The organism is Kitasatospora viridis (assembly GCF_007829815.1).
Taxonomy (GTDB): Bacteria; Actinomycetota; Actinomycetes; order Streptomycetales; family Streptomycetaceae; genus Kitasatospora; species Kitasatospora viridis.
The window spans coordinates 4,811,170-4,826,573 of record NZ_VIWT01000001.1 but is presented as its reverse complement, the minus strand read 5'-3'; the positions used below and the strand labels follow the sequence as shown (position 1 = coordinate 4,826,573).

Here is a 15,404-nt window from a genome sequence, read left to right as displayed (position 1 = left end):
GGCCGGAACTGCTGGTCCCGCATTTCAGTCCGTGATACGAACGCTGAGACATTCGGGTGGGACCGTTCAGGGGGACGTGGATGGGCGTGGCGACGGCTCGGCAGCAGGCGCCGAAGGACTGGAGCGCGGCGGAGGTCCGGCTCTGGGAGGCGTACCGGTCGAGCGAGATCTGCGACCTCTCGTACGGCGAGTTGCTGATCGACAACCCGGCGCTCGGCGACCGCTGGGGCGAGGAGCGGACGGTGCGGGCCGAGGTGCTGGCCCGGCTGCTGCTCTCCGGCCCCGAGCCGCTGCCCGGCCGGGTGCGCGGCCTGAAGCTGGTCGGGGCCCGGATCACCGGGCGGCTCTGGCTGGCCGGCGGGCGCTGGGACGCCTACGTGGAACTGCACGACTGCTACTTCGACACCGGCGCGGTGCTCTCCGAGGCGCACGCCGGCACGGTGCGGCTCGACGGCTGCTGGCTCCCCCGGTTGGACGCCTCCCGCCTGGACACCGCCGGCGACCTGGTGCTGGCCCGCTGCACCGTCCCCTACGGCATCCGGCTGACGGACGCCCAGATCGGCACCGACCTGATCGTCAACTACCTGTCCGTCGGCGGCGACCAGTACGGCCGGGCGCTCTCCGCCGACGGACTGACGGTGCACCAGGACTTCGAGGCGGACCGGCTGACCGCCGACGGCGAGGTCAGCCTGCGCACCGCCAAGGTCGGCGGCCGGCTCTCGCTGCGCGGCGCCCAGCTGCGCGTGCGGGCCGGCAAGGCCAACTGCCTGAACGCGGCCCGGCTGACCGTGGGCTCCACCTGCTACCTGACCGGCTGGCGGGACCCCCGGACCAGCAACGGGCAGGCCGGCCAGGGCGCCGAGGCCAACGAGCCGCTGGAGCCCGGCCCGCACGGCGAGGCGGCGGCCCGGGCGCAGAGCGCCGCCTTCCCCGAGCAGCGCTTCCTGCGGGGCAGCGGGCAGCCCGGGCCGTACCACAGCGGCGTGCTGCCCGGGCAGCGGTCGGCCCCGGCCGGCGAGGACCCCGACATGTACGGGCAGGACTTCGGCGACTACTCCGGCGCGCCGATGACCGTGCCGTTCCGCGCCTTCGGCGGCGTCCGGCTGGACGACTCGCACTTCGAGAGCGCCTGCCTGATCAACGGCGCCGAGTTCCACCTCACCGGCACCCAGGAGCTCTCGCTGCGCCGGATCCAGACCCCCGAGCTGCGCTTCACCACCCGGACCCCGCCCACCGGCACGGTCGCCCTCTCGCGCGCCCGGATCGGCAACCTGGTGGACGTGCCGCAGGCCTGGCCGCACAACCACAAGGTCCGGCTGACCGGCTTCTCCTACGACGCGCTGCGCCCGCCGGAGGGCTCCGAGTACACCGTGGCCCAGCGGATCGCCTGGCTGGACAACGGCCTGGACGCCTTCCACCCCGAGCCCTACGAGCAGCTCGCCGCCGCGCTGCGCCGCGACGGCCTGGACGACGACGCGCGGCACGTGCTCTACGCCAAGCAGCAGCGCCGGGCCCGCACCCTGCCGCTGCCCGGCCGGCTCTGGTCGCGCCTGCAGGACATCACCGTCGGCTACGGCTACCGGCCCGGCCGGGCCGCCCTGTGGCTGCTCGCCGCCTGGGTGATCGGCACCCTCTGGTTCGCCGGCCACCCGCCGGCCCCGGTCAAGCTCGACGAGCACCCGCACTGGAACCCGGCCCTGTACGCGGCCAGCCTGGTCCTGCCGATCGTCAACTTCGGCGAGGACGGCTGGGCCCCGGCCGGCTTCAGCCAGTGGCTCGGCGCCGCCCTGGTGCTCACCGGTTGGGTGCTCGCCTCCACCGTGGTCACCGGTGCCACCCGGGTCCTCCAGCGCGGCTAGGCGGGACGACCCGGCCATGGACGTGCGCAACGACTTCAGCGGGCAGGCCGTCTTCGTCATCCAGGCGGCCAGCATCAACGGCGACATCAACCCCAACCTGGTCATGCCGACCGAGGACCCGGACGAGCGGGCGGCCGGGGAGCTGGCCCGGCTGGTGCGCAAGCAGTGGCGGCGGGAGGCCGGGGTGCGGGGGCTGTTGGACCCGGTGCCGCTGGTCACCCGGTGGGCGGCCTCCGACCTCGGCGACCACGAGGCGGTGGCCGGGCGGCTCGGGTTCGGGGAGGGGGACGGCGGGGACCTGGGGGATTTCGCCAAGGCCTTCCTGGGGTTGCCGAGGCGGCGGCTGGTGCTGCTCGGCGAGGCCGGTTCGGGCAAGTCGAGCCTGGCCGTGCTGCTGGTGCTGGAGCTGCTGGCGAGCCGCCGGTCCGGCGATCCGGTGCCGGTGCTGGTGCCGCTGGGCTCCTGGGATCCGGGGGCGCTGCTGTCGGGCGACTGGTTCGCGCAGCGGCTGGCCCAGGAGTACCCGGCGGTGGGCGGGGTGGCGGCCGTGCGGCGGCTGGTGCGGGCCGGGCTGGTCCTGCCGGTGCTCGACGGGCTGGACGAGATGGCGCCCGGGCGCCGGGAGGTGGCGCTGCGCCAGCTCGGCGAGGACGACGGCCCGGTGGTGCTCACCTGCCGGGTCGAGGAGTACGAGCGGACCGGGCTGGTGCTGCGCGGGGCGGCGGCGGTGCGGTCGGTGCCGGTGAGTGCGCGGGATGCCCGGGCGTACCTGGAGACGGTGGTGCTGCCGCGCCGCCAGGGCGCTTGGCAGCCGGTGTTCAGCGTGCTGGAGGGCGAGTTGCCCGGGCCGCTGCTGGAGGTGTCGGCGAGCCCGCTGCTGCTGGGCCTGCTGCGGGTGTACGCGAACGGGCGCGGTGATCCGGCGGTGCTGCTGGAGTTCGAGTCGGCGCAGGAGCTGACGGAGTTCCTGATCTCGACGCTGGTGCCGACGGTGTTCGCCGCGCGGCCGGACGGCCCGCGCTGGGGCGCGGACCGGGCCGAGCGGTGGTTGCGCTGGCTGGCAACCGACATGACGGAGCGTCAGAGCGACGAGCTGAGCTGGTGGCAGCTGCACCGCCACGCGGGCGACGGCCAACGGGCCGCCATTGCGGGCCTGTTGACCTGGCTGGTGGTGACGCTGGGCGTGGTCGCGGTCGGCGCGCCGCTGTGGGCGGCCGCGCTGCTCGCGGTGGTTCCCGGGGTGGCGGTCGCGCGGTCGGCCGGTCGCGCGGTCGGGAGGCTGAAGGCGGTGCCGACGCTGCGCGGGAGGTACGCGGTCCGGCCGGGCTCGCCGGCCTCACGGGTGCCCCGGGCGGTGCTGCTCGGGGTGCCGGCCGTGCTGGCGCTGGCCTGGCTCTGGCGGTCGGTCGCGGAGCTGGTGGCGTACGCCCGGTGGAACCACCACGGGCCCGAGCCGGACCTGTTCTTCGTGGCGTTCGCCGCGCTGGCGGTCCTGGTGGTGGTCACCGGGTGGCTCGACCTGCTGGCGGCGGGCGTGCCGGGGCGGGACGAATCGGTGGACCCGACGGGGGCGTTGCTACTGGGGCGGCGGCGGGCCGTCTGGCCGGCGGTGGTGCTCGGGGGCGTCTGGGCGATCTGCGTCGTCCTGGTACTGGCACCCACCGGCGCGAGCTGGACGGTGCTGGTGCCGCTCGGCGTCGCGGTCGGCCTGTTCGTCGGGGCCTACCGGCTGGTGCACTCGCTCTGGTACGCCTACCTGCAGGCCCGGCTGACGCTGGCGCTGCGCGGCCGGCTGCCGCTGCGGCTGACCGCCTTCCTGGCCGAGGCGCACCGGCTCGGCCTGCTGCGCCAGGTGGGCACCGTCTACCAGTTCCGCCACGCCCGGCTGCGCGAGCACCTGACCAGGACCGATACTGTCAGGTCATGATCAACGATGACCGGATCGGCCCGCCACACTTCGGCTCCGAACGCGAGACGCTGCGCGCCTTCCTCGACTACCACCGCGCCACCCTGGCCATGAAGTGCCAGGGCCTGAGCGACGAGCAGCTGCGCGAGCGGTCGATGCCGCCGTCCACGCTGACCCTGCTCAGCCTGGTCCGGCACCTGGCCGAGGTCGAACGCGCCTGGTTCCGCCGGGTCTTCGACGATCCGCAGGCGCCGATGGTGTGGTCCCCGAAGCCGTTCGACTTCCAGGCCGCGTACGACGCCAGCCAGTCCGACCGGGCGGAGGCGTTCGCCGCCTGGGAGGCCGAGGTGGCGCACTCCCGGGAGGTCGAGGCGAAGGTGGAGTCGCTGGACTCGGCCGGCTATCAGCCCCGCTGGGAGGAGGAGGTGTCGCTGCGCCTGGTGATGATGCACATGCTCCAGGAGTACGCGCGGCACAACGGCCACGCGGACTTCCTGCGGGAGGGCGTGGACGGCGTGGTGGGGGCCTAGGGATCGACTTGCGCATGAGCCGGGCCGTGAGCCGGGGCTCCTACGGTCGGCCCCGCCAACCGTAGGAGCCCCGGCCGCACCGCCTTACGGCGCCGTCACCTCGCGCGTCAGCTTCGAGTGCCACGGGCACCAGGTCGAGCGGGGCAGCAGCGCGCCGCCGACCTCGTCGAGGTGGTCGTTCACGTAGGAGATGCTCGCGTCGCACACCTCGGTCGCCATGCTGAAGAAGTGCACCGACCCGGGGTCGAGCTGGTAGTTCCACGGCTGGTTGTACGGCGCCGGGGTCTTCACCACGGTGCCCATCACGCCGGTGTCCTCGGTGTCCACGCCGGAGAGCATGTTGCGGGCCTGCTGGATCTTCGCCGGGTCGGTGAGCTGGAAGACGAAGGTGTCGGTGCCGTCGGTGAACTCGAAGTAGGCCGGGGCCGAGGCGTCCGCCGGCCGGGCCGTCGCCGCCGTCGCCTGGGCGGGCTGGGCCAGCGCCATGGCGAGCATCGGGACCGCCGCGACACCGGCGAGCTTGCTGATGGTCCGTCGCATGTCTGAGACCTCCACTCTCTGTCGGGTTCGTCCACAACCCGCTTGCGGTGAACGGTAATCAGAAAGGCAAATCAATGGTCATGCGAAGCCAAAGGGTGCACCAAGGTGCGACGCCCGGCTTCCCCCATGGGCAGCGCGACCGAGCCCGGTCCGGTCGCCGGGAGACTTGCCAAAGCAGTTCCGGATCGGCCGCCGACAAAAGCAACTCTCCTCGCTCCGACCTAGGCTGACGGAACATCAGACCGAGGAGCAGACATGCAGTTCGGCATCTACAGTGTCGGCGATGTCACCCGTGATCCCACGAACGGACGGACGCCGAGCGAGCACCAGCGGATCAAGGCGATGGTCGCCATCGCGCAGAAGGCCGAGGAGGTGGGCCTGGACGTCTTCGCCACCGGCGAGCACCACAATCCGCCGCACGTACCGTCCTCACCGACCACCATGCTCGGCTACATCGCGGCCCGCACCGAGCGGTTGATCCTCTCCACCGCGGTCACCCTGATCACCACCCAGGACCCGGTGAAGATCGCCGAGGACTTCGCGATGCTGCAACACCTCGCGGACGGCCGGGTGGACCTGACCCTGGGGCGGGGCAACACCGCGCCGGTCTACCCGTGGTTCGGCAAGGACATCCGTCACGGCATCCGACTGGCGCTGGAGAACTACGAGTTGCTGCACCGGCTGTGGCGCGAGGAGGAGCTCGACTGGCAGGGCCGGTTCCGCACGCCGCTGCAGGGGTTCACCGCGACGCCCCGACCGCTGGACGGCGTGCCGCCCTTCGTCTGGCACGGCTCGATCCGCAGCCCGGAGATCGCGGCGCAGGCCGGCTACTACGGCGACGGGTTCTTCGCGAGCAACATCCTCTGGCCCAAGCACCACTTCCAGCAGCTGATCGGGCTCTACCGCGAGCAGTTCGCCGAGCACGGGCACGGGACTGCGGAGCAGGCCGTCGTCGGCCTCGGCGGCCAGGTCTTCATGCGCCGCAGGTCGCAGGACGCGGTGCGGGAGTTCCGGCCGTACTTCGACAACGCACCGGTGTACGGCCACGGGCCGTCGCTGGAGCAGTTCATGGACGAGACGCCGCTGACGGTCGGCAGTCCCGACCAGGTGATCGAGAAGACCCTGAAGTTCCGCGAGTACTTCGGCGACTACCAGCGGCAGATGTTCATCATGGATCACGCCGGACTGCCACTGAAGACGGTGCTGGAGCAGCTGGACCTGCTCGGCGAGGAGGTACTGCCGGTGCTGCGTGCGGAGTTCGCCGCACGGCGGGCCCCGGGCGTGGCCGCGGCGCCGGTCCACCCGGCGGTGGCCGGCCGGGCCTGAGGGCGGGGAGCCGCCGACGGCGCAAGCGGCAAGCCGCTTGCGCCGTCGCTCCGTTCAGGCCGGCCCGGGGGTCAGCCGCGGACGAGGGTGAGCCCGATGCCGGTGCCCTGGCCCTGCACGAAGGCGAGCTGGATCAGCAGCTCGATCGTGGGTTCGAGGTAGCGGGCGTTGGCGAGCGGACCGGCGTCCACCGCGTCGAAGCCGAGCTCGGTGGCGAGCGCGAGGGCGGTCTTCTTGGCCTCCGCGTCGTCGGCCGCGATCGGGAGGAACAGCTTGGCCCCGTCCACCGCGCCGGTGGCGAGGTGATCGGCGAAGACGGTGTTGAACGCCTTGGCGACCTTGGCGCCCGGGAGCGCCTTCGCGACCTCCTCGCCACCGGAGGTGGTGTGGCCGATGGTCAGCGACACGAAGTCGGGCGCCAGCGGGTTCGTGGCGTCGATGACGACCTTGCCCGACAGGGCCGCCTTGATCGCGGCGTCGAGCGCGGCGACCGCGACGAACGGCACGGCCAGCACCACCACGTCCGCGGCGACGGCGGCCCGGGCGACCTCGGCCGGCGCGACCGAGCTGTTCACCGCGGTGACCTGGTGCCCCGCGGCCGCGAAGCGGTCCTCCAGCGCGGCACCCACGTTGCCCTTGCCGATCACCAGGATATTCGACATATTCGGTGTCTCCTTTACGAGTTGAGGAAAACGCGGTAGTCCGTGGCGCGCCGCGTACGACTCCCGCCGGACCCGTCAGGCGGATCGTCCACGGACCTCGAACCGCCGCCCCGCACGCAGGGCGTGCGGCGCGAGCAGGTTCCGGTACAGGTAGGCCGTCGAGGCCATGGTCATGTGGTGGTGCCAGCCCGGATACGACCTGCCCTCGAAGTCCGCCACCCCGTAGTCGAGTTCGAGATCGCGCAGGGCCAGCTCGACCCGGTCGCCGTGCCGGGCCAGCACCAGCACCTCGGTGATCGGCCGGTCGAGGATGCTGGTCACCCAGTAGCGGCTCCGGCCGCCGGGCACGCGCTGGACGAGCAGTCGGTGGATCCGCTCCGGCGTGCGGCTGGACTCGGCCCCGGGCAGTCGGACCAGCGAGGACACGGTGGTGCCGTGCCGCCGACCGTCCGGGTCCCACAGGTCGGCCGCGGTGGTGGCGCCGCCCGGTCGCTGCGGACCGCTCCCCGCCGACCGCGGCTCCGCGGTCAGCTGCACCAGCTGGGTCGGCGCCACCTCGGCCACGAACTCGACACCCCTGTAGCCGAGTTCGAAGGCCAGCCGACTGATGTCGGTGGCCGTGCGCAGGTCGGCCACCAGTGGGACACCAGCCCCGGGGAAGCGTGCGAGCATGGCGTCCACCAGTCCGAGGACGTTCATGCAGAGCGGCTGCGGACCCACCTCGGAGGGGATCCTCGCCCGCCGGCGGCTCTCCGTGCTGTCCCAGCCCTCGTCGAGGAAGATCGTCCAGTCCACCGGGATGCTCTGCTCCGCCGAACAGAGGAAGATCCCGGCCGCCACCTGGCAGTTGACGGTCCGCCCCAGTTTCGGCAGGAACCGCCGGTGGACGCCGACCGAGCGGTCGCCCCGCTTCGGGATGCCCAGGATGCCCGCCGTCCAGGCCCGGACCGGAACGCGCTGCTCGACGATGGCGGCCAGCTCGTCCCGGGCGGGTTTCCAGTCCCACGGGCTGGAGTTGATGAACTGCTGGAGGCCGTGCGTACTGTCGGTCGCGCCCGAGACCGCCCGGGCCATCTCCCGCAGGGACTTCCTGCCGGAGACGCTGAGCAGCCCGATCAGATGGATCCGCGCCCATCGCCGTTGGTCGGCCCGGTGGAGATGGCCGAACACCTGCTCGGCCAGGTCGGCCAGCAGATCGCCGTCGATGGATCGAGTACCGATGGATCGAGTGTCGATGGATCGAGTACCGACACCGGTCGCCTGCATGTTGCTGATCCCCCCACATCCGTCCTCGCGGTGCCGCGCCGAGTGTTCGTCAGGCCGAGGCCGCGGTCAGCCCCGCGACCTCCGCCTCCGTCAGGTGGAGGTCCTTGAAGGCCAGCAGCGCCGGCAGCTGCTCCGGGGTGCGGGCACTGGCGATCGGGCCCAGCACCGTGGGCTGTGCGGCCAGCCAGGCCAGCGCCACGGTCGCCGGCTCGACGTGGTGCGCGGCCGCGACCCTCGCCAACTCGGCCAGCACCCGGTCGCCGCGCGCGGTGCCGACGTACTCGGCCACCCGCTCGCGCCGGGCGCTGTCCGCCGCGCCGCCGGACCCGTGCTTGCCCGTCAGGAAGCCGGATGCCAGCGAGAAGTAGGGCAGCACGCTCAGCCCGTGACGCTGCGCCAGCTCCTGGAGGCGGCCCTCGAAGGTGTGCCGCGACACCAGGTTGTAGTGCGGCTGCAGCGCGACGTACCGGGCCAACCCCTCGCGCTCGGAGAACTCCAGCGAGGCCGCCAGGCGCTCCGGGGAGATGTTGGACGCCGCGATCTGCCGGACCTTGCCCTCCCGCACCAACTGGTCGAGCGCGGTGATGATGTCCTCCACCCGGACCGACGGGTCGTCGAAGTGGGTGTAGTACAGGTCGATCCGGTCGGTGCGCAGCCGGGCCAGCGAGGCCTCGGCGGCGGCCTTGATGGTGGCCGGCGCGAGACCCCGGTACTGCGGGTGGTTGCTCACCTTGGTCGCGACCACCACGGAGTCCCGGTTGCCGCGGGCGTGCAGCCAGTTGCCGATGACGGTCTCGGACTCGCCGCCCTGGTTGCCCGGCACCCACGCCGAGTAACTGTCCGCGGTGTCGACGAAGTTGCCGCCGGCGGCGGTGTAGGCGTCGAGCACCGCGAAGGAGGCCGACTCGTCGGCGGACCAGCCGAACACGTTGCCGCCGAGGTTGAGCGGGAAGACCTCCAGGTCGGAGCCGCCCAGCTTGCGGAAATCGGTCATGGTGGTTCAACTTCCTTTGCTTCAGCGTGGTTGGGGAACCGGCGGAGTGCGGGTGCGGGTGGGGGTGCGGGTGGGGGTGCGGGTGGGGGTGGGGGTGGGGGTGGGGGTGGGGGTGGGGGTGGGGGTGGGGGTGGGGGTGCGGGGGGGGTTCAACGGTTCGGCAGGGCGCCAGCACAGGCTTCGGCGCCGGGTTCGGGTGTGCCCTGTGCGGCGGGCGGGCCGGCGGCGACCACGCGGCCGACGCTGGTGCCGGTGCCCGCCTGCTTCTCCAGCCCGCCCGAGAGCACCGCGAGCAGCAGGGCCGAGCCGGCCAGCGCGGCGCCGACCCAGCTGGCCGAGGCGTAGCCGTGGCCCGCCGAGATGACCAGGCCCGCGAGCCACGCGGCCAGCGCGTTGCCCAGGTTGAACGCTCCGATGTTGACCGCGGAGGCCAACGTCGGGGCGCCCGACGCCTGGTCCAGCACTCGCTTCTGCAACGGCGGGACGGTGGCGAACCCGAGCGCGCCGATCAGGACGATGGTGACCGCCGCGGCGACCTTGTCGTGCGCGGTGACGGTGAACAGCGCCAGCACCAGGGCCAGGGCACCGAGCGAGACGTACAGCATCCGCATCACGGACCTGTCGGCGAACTTGCCGCCGACCAGGTTGCCGCCGACCATGCCGAGGCCGAAGAGCACCAGCAGCCAGGTCAGCGCGGAGTCGGAGTAGCCGGTCACCGAGGTCATCATCGGGGTGATGTAGGTGATCGCGGCGAACACGCCGCCGAAGCCCAGCACGGTCATCGCCATCGCCAGCAGCACCTGGACGTTGCGGAAGACGGCGAGTTGGTGCCGGAGCCGCATGCCCTGCGTGTGCTCCGTCTCCGGCACCAACCGGGCGATGCCGAGCAGCGCGACCACGCCGAGCCCGGCGACGACGAAGAAGGTGACCCGCCACCCCAGGTGCTGGCCGAGCAGGGTGCCGAGCGGGACACCGAGCACATTGGCCACGGTCAGCCCGGTGAACACGGTGGCCAGCGCCCTGGCCTGCTTCTCCGGGGCGACCAGCCCGGTGGCCACCACCGCGCCGATGCCGAAGAAGGCGCCGTGGGCGAGCGAGGCGACCACCCGGCCGGCCAGCATCACCGCGAAGACCGGTGCGGCGGCGGACAGCACGTTGCCGATGACGAACAGGCCCATCAGCAGCATAAGCATCCGCTTCCGCGGCACCCGGGTACCCAGGACGGTCATCAAGGGGGCGCCCAGGAAGACGCCTACCGCATAGGAGCTGACCAGGTATCCGGCTGTCGGGATCGACACCTGGAACTGGTCGGCGACGTTCGGGAGCAATCCCATGATGACGAATTCCGTGGTGCCGATCCCGAACGCCCCCAAGGCGAGGGCGAGGAGCGCGATGGGCATGGGTTCACCTTCCAGGGGGTCGAATGGATCTCCGGCTCGCGGAACGGATCTCGGACTGGCTCTCGGACTGGCTCTCGAAATGGGTCTCGGTACAGCCCCCGGAACGGCGCCCTCGGTCGGGCACACCGTCCGACCCCGTGGCTCGATCTCCTCCGCGGAGAAAGGGAGTCGCGCGTGTCGCGGGTATCGCGCGTGCTGTGCTGCTCGACGCTCATCACGGGTCTCCTTTTCGCGGATCTCCTTTGTCGAGACGCTTCGCAATAGCGCCCTGACAGCACGCTACAACTCGGCGGGCGGTATCCCGGAAGATTCGAGCGGGATTTGCGACGACTTTGGCAGGTCGGGTTTTCGGGCAGCTCGAAGCGGCGCCACGAATTGGATTACGTGTCGCTGTTCCTGAGCTCGGTGAAACCGGCCAGCCGTGGCTATTTCTGCGAGCCGCTGCCGTAACAGAGTCCGGAAATTCCGCGCAGGTGCCGGCGGGTCGCGTCCATGATCTCGGCCAACTGCCCGACCTGCTCCTCCGTCAGCACGTCGATGAAGCCGTCCCGCACCGTCTGCAGGTGCCCGGGGGCGGCCCCTTCGAGCAGCGCCGCGCCCGCGTCGGTGAGGATCGCCAGGACTCCGCGCTCGTCGCTGCTGTCGGTCTCCCGGACCAGCAGACCCGCCTTCACCAACTGCCCCACCTGGTAGGTGAGTCCGCTGCGCGAACAGACCATCAGGTCGGCCAGCTCGGTCATCCGACGCCGACGGTTCGGACCCTCGTTGATCCGGGTGAGGATCTCGTACTGCACCTGAGTGACTCCGCCGTCCTCCCGCAACTGGCGGTCGACGAGCCGGGACAGCAGGTCATACGTCTCCAAGAAGCCGGTCCAGGCCTGCATCTCGGTCTCGTTCAGCCAGCGGGGTCCGCTCATGGGACCACGCTACACCCATCCGCTTCGAATTCGAAGCACCTTCCCAACTAGCCTCTCCTGGGCTGGAGTCGGTGGCCGCCCCCTCACAGCTTTCCCAGGTACGCCAGCACGGCCTGCACCCTGCGGTTGCCGTTGTCGTCGTCCGTCAGGCCCAACTTGCCGAACAGCGAGGTCGTGTACTTGCTGATCGCGCTGTCACTGAGGAACAGCCGCTGGGCGATCGCGTGGTTGGAGAGGCCCTCCGCCATCAGCGCCAGCACCTCGTGCTCACGCTCCGTCAGACGCTCCAGGCGGCGCGGCGAGGAACCGGTGGAGAACAGCTTGGCGATCACGGTCGGATCCATCGCCGTACCGCCGGCCGCGACCCGCTCCAGCGCGTCGACGAACTGGTCACCGTCGAAGACGCTCTCCTTGAGGAAGTAGCCGATGCCTCCGGCGCCGTCGGCCAACAGCTCACGGGCGTAGAGCTGTTCCACGTGCTGGGAGAGGATCAGCACCGGCAGGCCGGGGGCCTCGCGCCGGGCGGCGAGCGCGGCCCGCAGGCCCTCGTCGGACTGGGTCGGCGGCATCCGGACGTCCACCACGGCGACGTCCGGGCGCAGCCGCAACAGTGCCTCCAGGGTCTCGGGGCCGGTGCTCGCGGTGCCCACCACCTCGTGTCCGTAGGCTTCGAGGAGTCGGACCAGGCCGTCCCGCAGCAGGTAGAGGTCTTCGGCTACAAGGATTCGCATGGCACCACCATCGTCGCGCGGGTCGGGCCGCCGGTCGGACTGTCGAGCTCAAGGGTCCCATCGAAGATCGCGAGCCGGCGGCGCAGCCCGGCGAGTCCGCCACCGCCCCGGATCTCGGCGCCCCCTCTACCGTCGTCCTCGACCACCGCGAGGACCGAACCGCCCTGGCGGGTGAGCGAGATGCGGGCGGTCTCGGCACGGGCGTGCTTGGCGGCGTTGGTGAGCAGCTCGGCGATCCCGAAGTAGAGCGCGGACTCCAGCGGTGGGTCCAGCCGCAGCTCCGCGTCACCGGTGACGGCGGCCTCGATCGCGCTGTCCATCGCCAACGCCCGCACCGCGTCGACCAGTCCGCGCTCGTTCAGCACCGGCGGGTGGATGCCGCGGACCAGCTCGCGCAGCTCGCTGAGCGAGCAGGCCGCACTCGCGCGGGCCTCGCGCAGCAGGACCTTGGCCTGCTCCGGGTTCCGGTCCAGCAGCTTCTCCGCCGTCGCCAAGGAGATGCCGAGGGCGACCAGCCGGGCCTGCGCGCCATCGTGCAGGTCGCGTTCGATCCGGCGCAGCTCGGCCGCCTGCATGATCGTCATGTCGGCCCGCTGCACAGTGAGTTCGGCGACGGTGGCGGCACCGGTCGGAGCCGCGAGCAGGCGGACCGCCAACGGCTCGGCGGCTCGCCAGGCGTACGGCGAGGCGGCGACCGCGGCGAGGCCACCGAGCACGCCGAGGACGGCGCCCGCCGGCGGGGCGAGGGCTATCCCGAGGGCGACGGCGGCCAGGCCGGCCGGCGGGACGGCCGCGAGCAGGCCGACGGTGAGCGGCGCGAGCAGGACGAACCGCAGGTCCCGCCAGTTCGCCGGATCGCTCCAGCGGAGCCGGAGCTCCTGGTCCTCCCGGGCCTCCTTGCTGGTGCGGGTGTACTTACGGCCGTTCCACCAGTAGCCGGTGGCCATCTGCACCACGGGCTCGGGCTCGCGGTAGCCGCCGGGGATGACGGTGCCGGTCCAACGCGCCACCAGGGCACGGAACACCCGGCAGAGCGGGCGGGCCAGGGCGAGCGTGCCGATGCAGGCCCACGGCCCCACCGCGATCCACAGCCACGGGCGGCCCGCCCACCAGACCACCACGGCCACCGCGGCCGCCCAGACGACGGGCACCGGCGCGGTGACCGCCACCAGTGCGCAGGCCCGGGCGAACCCGACGCGCACGTCTGCCACCTTTCGCATGCTCTGCCTTCCCTCCCCCGGCCTGACCAGGATCGTTTCGAGTCGATGCGACCACTCTGCGGCCATCCCGGTCCGCCACCAAGGGGTTTCGGCGAAGGGTGGGTCCAGCCCCACCCAGCTGTGGGCCCAGACGGATATGGCGCGGCGCCGGCGCTCCCTAGCTTGGAATCGAGCGAACGACCACGGCCCGGAACCCGACCGGACCGACCAACCAACCGACCCGACCAACCGACCCGACCAACCGGCCCAACCGACCGGAACGACCGACCGGAACGACCAAGGAGCACAACCATGCAGCACACCCAGCGAGCCTTCAGCCGGATGAAGGCCCTCTTCGCCGCCTACGGCGCGCTCAGCGCCGGCGTCCTGCTGCTCGTCGCCGTCCGCGCGGCGAGCGGCCTGTCGAGCAGCTCGTTCATGTGGACCAGGTCCTCGTTGATCCTGGCCAGCGCGGCGGCCCTGCTCTGGCTCACCGTCAGGTCCGAGCACGGCTCCCAGCCCGCCTACGAACGGCTGCGGAAGACCACGGTGGTCCTGCCGATCGCGATCGTCGGGGTCGACCTGATCCCCGGCCTCTGCCCGGCCTGGTTCGCCATAGTCCAGGCCGCCGGCGCCCTTCCCCTGGTCGCGGCGGCCTTCGTGGGCAACGGGGCACGGCTGCGCGCTTCCTTCGCCGAGCAGTCGGCGATCGGGCGCTGACTAGGATCGGCAGGCTGACCATCGATCAGGGGGAACACATGGCGTTCGAGATCGACCTGCCGCTGGGGACGACCCCGGAGGCGGACGACGAGGCCGCTCGGCTGGCGAGCCGGCTCGTGGAGGTGGACAACGAGCGGTTCCTGGAGGGCGTACTGGCCGCCCGGATCCGGGTCCACCACCGCAGCACCGACCGACTGCTGAGCGGACAGGAGAACGGCGAGCAGGGCGACAGCCTGCTGCTGCGCGCCCTCCACCTGGCCTTCTCCGCCCACCTGCCGATCAGCCTCTCGCCCGACCTGTTCTGGTACGCGGTGGTGCACGAGGTCGCGGTGCACGTCCGCCTGAACGCCGATGAGTACGCGGGCCTGTTCACTGACACCCCCGGGCAGCGGCAGACCATCGTGGTGGTCGACCACGAGGCCCCGCTGGACTGGCAGCGCTCGATCAACCTGGTCCAGCAGCCGCTGCGGGACCGGATCGGCGAGCGGCTCGCCGATCTCTTCCAACCCTCCTTCACGACCACCACCCCCGCCGACGCCACCGCTGCCCTGGTGGCTCTGATGGACGTCGCCAGCCCCTACTTCGACTTCCGCTGGGTGAGTCTCTGCGGCATCCCCAGGATCCGCCTGGAGGGCACCGCCGAGGACTGGCAGCTCCTGGTCGCCCGCACCCGCGAGCTGGCCGACCGGTTCGACGGCCTGCGGCCCTGGTTCACCGCGCTGTTCCCGGTGCTGGCCGAGATCGCCGCCACCGCTGCGGGCCGGGGCGTCGACACCGGCTTCTGGCGCTCGATCTACAAGTACGAGGAGCGCTCCGGCGACGCCCGGGTCACCGGCTGGATCAACGCCTTCTTCGCCCACCGCTACACCCAGGACGGGCCCCGGCCCCGCACGGAGTTCGGCCCCGGTGCCTCCGCCCACGAGCACTTCCCGTCCCACGTCTCCCGTGTCCCGTACCGCTGGGAGACCCCTGCGGGCACCTTCGACATGGCCTTCCTCGGCGGCGTCCTCGGGCTGGGGCGCGACGGCGAGTGGCTGCGCCCCCGGCTGGGCAACGCGGTGGTCGAGCTCCTCCCGACCGCCAACGGCAACCTCGGTGCCCCCCTCGACCCACAGGACCTGGCCCGGGCGGTCGGCACCCCGGAGTACCGCCCACTGGAGAGCGTCGGCACCGTCACCTACGAGGGCGCCGAGCTCCGGATCGACCACGCCTTCGTGATGATGGGCTACATCGTCCTGGTCCGCAGCACCGACGGCGACTGGTACACCGGCAACCGGATCTCCGCCAGCTGGGACATCCGCTGCCGGGACAAGCACGGCCCCGACCTCGCCACGGCCCTGCGGGCGGTCTGACC

14 protein-coding genes are annotated in these 15,404 nt (G+C 72.0%); 6 read left to right on the top strand and 8 right to left on the bottom strand.

Annotation, left to right across the window (positions count from 1 at the left end; translation table 11 throughout):
• Nucleotides 1–80: 80 nt before the first annotated feature.
• From FHX73_RS21770 to FHX73_RS21760, 3 genes are read left to right on the top strand one after another with little or no spacing between them, the layout of a single operon-like run.
• Nucleotides 81–1,859, top strand: coding sequence for an oxidoreductase (locus tag FHX73_RS21770; RefSeq protein ID WP_145906605.1), 1,779 nt, complete (start codon nt 81–83; stop codon nt 1,857–1,859).
• Nucleotides 1,860–1,875: 16 nt separating this feature from the next.
• Complete coding sequence (locus FHX73_RS21765) at nt 1,876–3,786, top strand: NACHT domain-containing protein (RefSeq protein WP_145906604.1); 1,911 nt, start codon at nt 1,876–1,878, stop codon at nt 3,784–3,786.
• Nucleotides 3,783–4,295, top strand: coding sequence for a DinB family protein (locus FHX73_RS21760; protein WP_145906603.1), 513 nt, complete (start codon nt 3,783–3,785; stop codon nt 4,293–4,295). Before FHX73_RS21765 ends, FHX73_RS21760 begins: the two co-directional genes overlap by 4 nt.
• Before the next feature lie 84 nt (nt 4,296–4,379).
• On the opposite strand, the gene FHX73_RS21755 is transcribed toward FHX73_RS21760, so the two are convergent.
• Complete coding sequence (locus FHX73_RS21755) at nt 4,380–4,835, bottom strand: BP74-related protein (RefSeq protein ID WP_145906602.1); 456 nt, start codon at nt 4,833–4,835, stop codon at nt 4,380–4,382.
• 255 nt (nt 4,836–5,090) lie between these two features.
• Here FHX73_RS21755 and FHX73_RS21750 point away from each other — a divergent pair, with 255 nt between their 5' ends.
• A complete protein-coding gene (locus FHX73_RS21750; protein WP_145906601.1) occupies nt 5,091–6,161 on the top strand; it encodes an LLM class flavin-dependent oxidoreductase in 1,071 nt (356 codons plus the stop codon).
• A 71-nt stretch (nt 6,162–6,232) separates the two neighbouring features.
• On the opposite strand, the gene FHX73_RS21745 is transcribed toward FHX73_RS21750, so the two are convergent.
• The 7 genes from FHX73_RS21745 to FHX73_RS21715 all read right to left on the bottom strand — a co-directional run bounded on the left by FHX73_RS21745 (nt 6,233) and on the right by FHX73_RS21715 (nt 13,351).
• Nucleotides 6,233–6,823, bottom strand: coding sequence for an NADPH-dependent F420 reductase (locus FHX73_RS21745; protein WP_145906600.1), 591 nt, complete (start codon nt 6,821–6,823; stop codon nt 6,233–6,235).
• A 75-nt stretch (nt 6,824–6,898) separates the two neighbouring features.
• Nucleotides 6,899–8,089, bottom strand: coding sequence for an IS701 family transposase (locus FHX73_RS21740; RefSeq protein WP_145906599.1), 1,191 nt, complete (start codon nt 8,087–8,089; stop codon nt 6,899–6,901).
• A gap of 49 nt (nt 8,090–8,138) precedes the next feature.
• Nucleotides 8,139–9,083, bottom strand: coding sequence for an aldo/keto reductase (locus FHX73_RS21735; protein ID WP_145906598.1), 945 nt, complete (start codon nt 9,081–9,083; stop codon nt 8,139–8,141).
• A 149-nt stretch (nt 9,084–9,232) separates the two neighbouring features.
• Nucleotides 9,233–10,483 carry an MFS transporter gene (locus FHX73_RS21730; RefSeq protein WP_145906597.1) on the bottom strand — a complete coding sequence of 417 codons (1,251 nt, stop codon included), beginning with the start codon at nt 10,481–10,483 and terminating at the stop codon, nt 9,233–9,235.
• A 425-nt stretch (nt 10,484–10,908) separates the two neighbouring features.
• Nucleotides 10,909–11,400 (bottom strand): MarR family winged helix-turn-helix transcriptional regulator, encoded by a 492-nt coding sequence (locus FHX73_RS21725; RefSeq protein ID WP_145906596.1) that lies wholly within the window; start codon nt 11,398–11,400, stop codon nt 10,909–10,911.
• A gap of 83 nt (nt 11,401–11,483) precedes the next feature.
• A complete protein-coding gene (locus tag FHX73_RS21720; protein ID WP_145906595.1) occupies nt 11,484–12,131 on the bottom strand; it encodes a response regulator transcription factor in 648 nt (215 codons plus the stop codon).
• The gene (locus FHX73_RS21715; RefSeq protein ID WP_145906594.1) at nt 12,116–13,351 is read right to left on the bottom strand and encodes a sensor histidine kinase; all 1,236 of its coding nucleotides are present in this window, start codon (nt 13,349–13,351) and stop codon (nt 12,116–12,118) included. The genes FHX73_RS21720 and FHX73_RS21715 overlap by 16 nt, the downstream gene beginning before the upstream one ends.
• A 291-nt stretch (nt 13,352–13,642) precedes the next feature.
• Between FHX73_RS21715 and FHX73_RS21710 the strand changes: the two genes are divergently transcribed.
• Both FHX73_RS21710 and FHX73_RS21705 read left to right on the top strand, forming a co-directional pair.
• Nucleotides 13,643–14,050, top strand: a complete 408-nt coding sequence (locus FHX73_RS21710; protein ID WP_145906593.1) for a hypothetical protein — start codon at nt 13,643–13,645, stop codon at nt 14,048–14,050.
• 38 nt (nt 14,051–14,088) lie between these two features.
• Nucleotides 14,089–15,402, top strand: a complete 1,314-nt coding sequence (locus FHX73_RS21705) for a DUF4419 domain-containing protein (protein ID WP_145906592.1) — start codon at nt 14,089–14,091, stop codon at nt 15,400–15,402.
• Nucleotides 15,403–15,404 lie beyond the last annotated feature (2 nt).

Excerpts from the sequence above, each read along its gene's own strand:
- FHX73_RS21755 (WP_145906602.1), bottom strand. The coding sequence starts at position 4,835 with ATGCGACGGACCATCAGCAAGCTCGCCGGTGTCGCGGCGGTCCCGATG.
- FHX73_RS21710 (WP_145906593.1), top strand. The coding sequence starts at position 13,643 with ATGCAGCACACCCAGCGAGCCTTCAGCCGGATGAAGGCCCTCTTCGCC.
- FHX73_RS21740 (WP_145906599.1), bottom strand. The coding sequence starts at position 8,089 with ATGCAGGCGACCGGTGTCGGTACTCGATCCATCGACACTCGATCCATC.
- FHX73_RS21760 (WP_145906603.1), top strand. The coding sequence starts at position 3,783 with ATGATCAACGATGACCGGATCGGCCCGCCACACTTCGGCTCCGAACGC.
- FHX73_RS21715 (WP_145906594.1), bottom strand. The coding sequence starts at position 13,351 with ATGCGAAAGGTGGCAGACGTGCGCGTCGGGTTCGCCCGGGCCTGCGCA.
- FHX73_RS21770 (WP_145906605.1), top strand. The coding sequence starts at position 81 with ATGGGCGTGGCGACGGCTCGGCAGCAGGCGCCGAAGGACTGGAGCGCG.
- FHX73_RS21720 (WP_145906595.1), bottom strand. The coding sequence starts at position 12,131 with ATGCGAATCCTTGTAGCCGAAGACCTCTACCTGCTGCGGGACGGCCTG.
- FHX73_RS21765 (WP_145906604.1), top strand. The coding sequence starts at position 1,876 with ATGGACGTGCGCAACGACTTCAGCGGGCAGGCCGTCTTCGTCATCCAG.
- FHX73_RS21735 (WP_145906598.1), bottom strand. The coding sequence starts at position 9,083 with ATGACCGATTTCCGCAAGCTGGGCGGCTCCGACCTGGAGGTCTTCCCG.
- FHX73_RS21705 (WP_145906592.1), top strand. The coding sequence starts at position 14,089 with ATGGCGTTCGAGATCGACCTGCCGCTGGGGACGACCCCGGAGGCGGAC.
- FHX73_RS21750 (WP_145906601.1), top strand. The coding sequence starts at position 5,091 with ATGCAGTTCGGCATCTACAGTGTCGGCGATGTCACCCGTGATCCCACG.
- FHX73_RS21730 (WP_145906597.1), bottom strand. The coding sequence starts at position 10,483 with ATGCCCATCGCGCTCCTCGCCCTCGCCTTGGGGGCGTTCGGGATCGGC.
- FHX73_RS21725 (WP_145906596.1), bottom strand. The coding sequence starts at position 11,400 with ATGAGCGGACCCCGCTGGCTGAACGAGACCGAGATGCAGGCCTGGACC.
- FHX73_RS21745 (WP_145906600.1), bottom strand. The coding sequence starts at position 6,823 with ATGTCGAATATCCTGGTGATCGGCAAGGGCAACGTGGGTGCCGCGCTG.